The sequence below is a fragment of the Streptomyces cucumeris genome, assembly GCF_024295805.1.
GTDB classification, from domain to species: domain Bacteria; phylum Actinomycetota; class Actinomycetes; order Streptomycetales; family Streptomycetaceae; genus Streptomyces; species Streptomyces cucumeris.
The window spans coordinates 1-5,712 of the sequence record NZ_JANCLX010000076.1 but is presented as its reverse complement, the minus strand read 5'-3'; the positions used below and the strand labels follow the sequence as shown (position 1 = coordinate 5,712).

The following is a 5,712-nucleotide window of genomic DNA, read 5'->3' as shown; positions in this document are numbered from 1 at the left end:
CCCGATGTACTCGCCGCCCAACGCAAGGAACGGGCCCGCATTCGCAGCGAGAAGGGCATCCGCTGGGGCGGACGCCCCCTCGCAGCCGCAGCCTGAACCCGGCGAACCTATGCGGTCACAGCACTAGGGGACCAACAACGTCAGGCACGTGCGGGACTATTTCCGTAAGGCCCGACGACGATGTGTAGATGTCGCCCGGAAACTTGTCCGCCTCGACCCACCATAGACCGGACCAAAGGCGCCCGGTCCGGCGTCCCGGCTTCGAACCGCGCCTGACCGCGTGGTCGCGGACGGGTCGTTGTGCGCATCCGGCCGCCCGTACGAGGCATGCAGCCGGCTCTTCGCTCCTCGACTCGGCTGGTCTGCGGGCCCGGCGACGTCCCACGGACCTCCAACGCCTAGCGTGAGTTGGACACTCAAGCGAAAAGATCGGTCGTGGGCGTATCGTACGGCCGTGGGAGGCATACAGTCAGCAGCGCCGGGATCGCCCCTCGAGTTGGTCGGACTGGCGCTGGATGAGATCGCGGCGTCCGTGAGCTTAAGTGTGTTGCCTGGACCGTTGTCCCACACGGCGTTACGCGTGTCCGGAATCGAGTCGCCCAAAGTAACCAGGAGCCTAGGCAGGGTGCTCGTGGGGTTGCTCGTTGGCGCGGTTAAGTGCAACGTCAGTCTTGCTGCCGCTCTGCTCGCAGACGGGATCGACGATCAGCTACAACTGGCTGCCGACGTGGTCGAATTGGTCGGAGCCACCAACACCTTTGTAACCCCGGAGGAGATCCTCTTCCGTGACACCAAGAGGAACGCTTGGCTCGCGGAAGGTCTCCTCCATGTGCTCCTGACCCTCCAGAATCGAGAGCCCGCGAAGCTTTTGGGCGGACGGGTACACGCGCTACGCCAGATACACCCCATCCCGACTCAGCAGGGCTTCGATGCTGTTGCCCTGTATGTGAACGATGACGACGCACTTTCCCTCGCGATAGGGGAAAGCAAGGCATCCCGTCAGGATGGCAGCGGCCAGCTGACTCAGGCGTCAAAAATATTCAAGAGTCTCGACTCGGGAGACCATGGACGCCATCTGCGTCAGGAACTGACGGCGCTGGAAGGTTACCTCTCCGCCGACCATGCCCAGCAGGTATCGAAGGCAGTGCTGAACCGGAGATGCTACGTTCCGTCGATCGTCCATGAGAGACCCTTCGACGCACAGAAGGAGCGTGTCACCTTGAGGGACTTGGTGCCGCCTCTCAACCGGAAACGTCTCCTGGTCATTCGCCTCTTCGACTTTCACGGATTCTTCGACTCCGTCGCTGACGCCATGAGAGACGCCGTAACGGAGATTGTGGTGTGACGTGTTCAATCGGGGGATAGACGCACTACTCGAAGAGCTGCCGAGAATCAGCGAATTCGGCGCCCCAGAGATTCGACGCATGCTGACACGCGCCTGGGTCGACGTCATGGATTGGCGGGATCTGACACCGGGGTCAAACGAACGCCCAGCCGAGGGCACCCGTATCGATGTAGGCGAAAGACCCTTTACCCCAGGAGACAGACGGTCTCCGCGGGCAGCACTGCGCAGACTGGCGACAGCGCTTGAGGTCCATGCTGTCCTCGCGCCTGAACTAGCGACCGTCACGATCCAGGCTTGCGCCTTCGTAGCAGCCGAGGCTTTGTCGATTTGTAACGAACAACCGGAGCCGGAAGGTTACTCGTCCCCTTCGTCCTCTCCGCTCGGATCAGCTCAGAGGTACGAGCACTTGGAAGCTGGGCTCCTATATCGCATCGCCGGATATGATGCCAACGCCGCACGATGCGGTGACGAGATTGGTGAGCTAGATACACCACCCGACATGGAGTCTGCAGTGTCGGAGTGGGCTATGCAGGCATTTCGTGAACTGCTGTTGTTGCGGGTGAGCGCAGATTTCCCCGAACCACCTCCGGTGCCGAACGAAAGCGTTCGGCTGGAGACCCGCATCCGGGACGCCCTCTGGAGGCGGATGGGCCATGCCGCGCGCCAGCACACTTTGTGGCTCACCCATCAGCGGGGTGCCACCCGGGACGCGGTGAGTGAGGTGCACACACTGATCTCCCTGCTACGCCCGGATCCGGACGGCTGGATCGGACAAGCTACCCATCCCGATATCCACCACGTCGCCGTGCTGCTCGCCAAGGCGATGGAGGAGGACGAGACACGTGCCTTGCGTTCGGTTCCGCCACCGCCAGACGCTGACGAGCGCTATCCGGCGTACGTGCAGAAGCAGTCAACGTCACGCCCCCTCCTGTGGCCCTCGGCGAGACTCTATTCCGGACAGGCGCTTCCCGGTCCACACGCTCACGCCGTGGTGTGCGTGCCCACTGGGGCAGGCAAGTCCGCGGTGGCGGAACTAGCCATCGCGCAGACCCTGCACCGCGGATGGGTGCTCTACCTGGCGCCGACGAATGCCTTGGTGGGCCAAGTAGAGCGCCGTTTGTCTTCTGTGTTCGGTGCTCTGCCAGGGGTGCAGGTGCGAGGGTTCCTCGGTGGAGCGGAGTATGCGGCATTGGGGGGTGAGGACCTCGCCGTCATCGATTCTTGTCAGGTGCTGGTGATGACACCGGAGAAGTGCTCGCTGGCCTTGCGGCAGAACCCGGTCGCATTCGAGGACCTCCAATTGTGCGTCCTCGACGAAGCACACTTGATTGAGGAGCCGGGCGGACGTGGCGCTCTCACAGAGCTAGTCATCGCCGAGGTCCTGCACAGGGCTCCACACGTCAGGGCGCTGTTGCTGTCGGCACTGGTTGCCAACGCGGAGGAGCTAGCAGGGTGGCTCACCGCAGCGACCGGCGTCGAAGCCGTTCCCATTAGCCACCCTTGGCGCCCCACAAGGACGCTCCGAGCCATCGCGGGATTCGATCGAACAGGTGACGAAGCCGCTCGCTCAATTGCTGAGAGGAACTTGGCCGCGCTTCCCGCTCGTCGCAAGAAACTCGAATACGCGGCGCCCGTATCACTGCTGGTGGGGCTGCAAGGTGCCTGGGCATCGAGCGACCCCGCGGACTACGCGGTGGTCCGTACCGCGCTGCGCTCCTCAAGAGAACTCCATCGCACGGATGGGGTGGCGCCGACAGGCGTCTGCCTCCCGATGACCGCGGTCCTCGTGGCCGCCCTGGCGGAGAACGGTCACCGTGTAGTCGCCTTCCTTCCCCAGAACCGGCACGACAGCTTCACCCAAGCCATGAAGCAACCCGGGTCCCCCAGCTGGGTACCGACCGAAGGCGACGGAGACATCGACGCACTGCTGGACTTGGCGGACGCCGAGCTCGGCATCCCATCGCAGTTGAGGGAGACCCTGGCGAAGGGAGTGGGTGTGCACACCGGCGCATTGTTGAGGGAGGAACAGCGGGCCAGCGAGGTGGCGTTTGACCGGGATCGCGTACGAGTGCTCTTCGCGACTGGCACGCTCTCGCAGGGCCTGAACCTGCCCGCAACTGCGGTGGTGATCGGCGGGACCCAGGTGGGGTTCGACCAGGAAGCATCAGCCGCCGAACGCGAACGCCGCTCAAGGACCCAGCTCCTGAACGCCATAGGCAGGGCCGGACGTGCCTACACGTCCGCCCGATCGATTGCGGTGGTCGTTCCAGGGCGTGCCACCCACGTGGGGGCTGGTGCCAACGGCAAGCAAGTGGCGAGACGGGCCGACGCACACTTTCTGACCTATGAGGATGCCGCGAACGATGTCGGCAGCAGACTCGACAGCCTCATCGACAAGGTCCTCGGCGGCACTCTGGAGGTCAGCACTCTGGAGGGCGAGGAACAGTCCGCCTTCTCCTTCCTTTCGTTTGCCGCTGGCAGCGGGGACGCACCGGGTGTGGTGCGTCGGACATGGGCTGTCCACAGGGCTGGAGCAGTCAGCCAGGTCGAGCCGATCGCCGAAGCGCTGGAAGCGACAGGCGCCGACTTCCTTGCCCGCGAACAGGTACCGGAGTGGGTGAGCCTGGCCGCACATCGGGCTGGCCTCGGGCTCCCGGAGACCTCACATCTCTACCGACAGCTCTTCACGGTGCTGGGCACCGATGAAATCCCCGACACGGTGGAGGGCTGGGCGCAACTCCTCGTGGGCGCTCTTGCATCAGTGGGACCAGAGACTGTGGACAGGCTTCTGCCGCTGTCCAACGACTACCGGTCCACTTCCCTCGAAGGGCTATGGTCGTCCGAGCCGGACGAAGCAGCCCATGGACACCGGGCTCTGGAAGCCACCCTGCTCTCGTGGATGCGCGGGGAGGATCTGCTGTCCGTGGCCGGCCACGCTTTGGGGACGAGCTTCGAGAGGACCGGTAGCCGCGGGCGGAAGATGCCCTTGCCCAAAATCATCGGTCTGACCGACCGAGGATTCGGGTTCAGGATGAGCGTACTCGCCGGAGCGCTGGGGGCCATCGTCACCACTGCTAGCGAATCCGAGCCGCTAGCCGGTCGCTGGCACCTGCCGGATATCTGCGCCAGAACACTCGGACTGTTGCCGTTCGCCGTCAGGTGGGGAACCAACAGCCCGGGCGCCATAGCGTGGACCAGGGCAGGCGTCCGGCCTCGGGTCGTAGCCCACCTGCTCGAGCGGCGCATGCCCCTCACTCCCTCGGCGGTCTGGATGAACGATGAGGAACTGCGTCAGCTTGCCGGACGCCACCTCGCGCAAACACCGCAGTGGGTATTGGACGCCATGGAGACAGAGCAGGAGCGAGAACTCGTCCGGTCGATGCTACGGACCCGGCAGCTCAGGTGATGTAGCCATCGTGACTGCCGCAGGGCGAGTTAGCGACCACCTCCCACGCGTCCCTCCCCTGCATCGCCTGGGGAGAATCTGGGGAGTAACGGGGTGCTCTGGGGAGCCCGTGAAAGCGACATCGCCCATGGCAAGTAGCCGCCCGCGAAAAAGCGGCGACGCCCGGGAACCGCCCGCTAACGTGACGGGCATGAGCTGGTCACTGAGCCTCCTGAAACCCCAGGAACCGGAACTGCTCGACGCGCTGTTCCTCTCGGTGGGCAGGGCGCTACACCTCGCGAACGCCTACGAGGACAAGTGCCAGTACGTGCTCCGCGTCGGCAACCTGATCACCGCCCACCAGGCCGAACCGGCCATGACCTTCGAAGAGGCCATCGCCTCAGTCCCCGCCGACAAGCTGCTGGGTGGCACCCTGCACAGCCTGGCCGCCCACGTGATGGGCCGGACCATGGACATGGACACTCTGCACAAGGCCAGGCAAGCCCGGAACTGGATCGCCCACGAAGGCGCCTCGATCGGCGCCATCTGGTCCGTGAGTCGCGACCGCATCCTTCAGCACGCCGTCAAGCTGCGCACCGCAGTGACGGATCTCGCGATCGGCGACAACATCATCTCGCAGTGGTGCCACGGTCTGTCGGAGCCGTACGACCCCCCGCCCGGGGACTGGATAGACAGCTACCCCGGCTCGGTCGACACCTGGGTCTTCGGTCATCTCCGCCCTCTGCTTCCAGAGCAGACCCGCAGCCTCGCAAGCTCGGAGTCTCCCTGCCGCGACAGCCAAGCGCATACCTGACGCGCGGCCACAGCCAGTGGCCCGATAGGCGACTTCGACCGCTAGTGCTGTGACCGGGAAGGTTGGCCGGGTTGGCGGCTGGGGCGGTTGGATTGGCGGTCACGTCCGTTTCGATCGCTGGAGGTGCGAGTGGCTGAGCCTGTCCGTGTACGCCGACTCACCGATCAG

3 protein-coding genes are annotated in these 5,712 nt (G+C 64.6%); all 3 read left to right on the top strand.

Translation table 11 applies throughout. The features are described 5' to 3' along the window. Nucleotides 1-454: 454 nt before the first annotated feature. Nucleotides 455-1,345 carry a hypothetical protein gene (locus NMK44_RS41710; RefSeq protein ID WP_254753372.1) on the top strand — a complete coding sequence of 297 codons (891 nt, stop codon included), beginning with the start codon at nucleotides 455-457 and terminating at the stop codon, nucleotides 1,343-1,345. Nucleotides 1,346-1,844: 499 nt separating this feature from the next. Further along, nucleotides 1,845-4,751 carry a DEAD/DEAH box helicase gene (locus NMK44_RS41705; RefSeq protein WP_254753371.1) on the top strand — a complete coding sequence of 969 codons (2,907 nt, stop codon included), beginning with the start codon at nucleotides 1,845-1,847 and terminating at the stop codon, nucleotides 4,749-4,751. A 190-nt stretch (nucleotides 4,752-4,941) separates the two neighbouring features. Continuing rightward, on the top strand, nucleotides 4,942-5,544 hold the full coding sequence (locus tag NMK44_RS41700; protein WP_254753370.1) for a hypothetical protein: 603 nt from the start codon (nucleotides 4,942-4,944) through the stop codon (nucleotides 5,542-5,544). The last annotated feature ends 168 nt before the right edge of the window (nucleotides 5,545-5,712 follow it).

Bases quoted from the DNA above. Each gene is read 5' to 3' on its own strand.
- NMK44_RS41705 (WP_254753371.1), top strand. From the start codon at position 1,845: ATGGAGTCTGCAGTGTCGGAGTGGGCTATGCAGGCATTTCGTGAACTG.
- NMK44_RS41700 (WP_254753370.1), top strand. From the start codon at position 4,942: ATGAGCTGGTCACTGAGCCTCCTGAAACCCCAGGAACCGGAACTGCTC.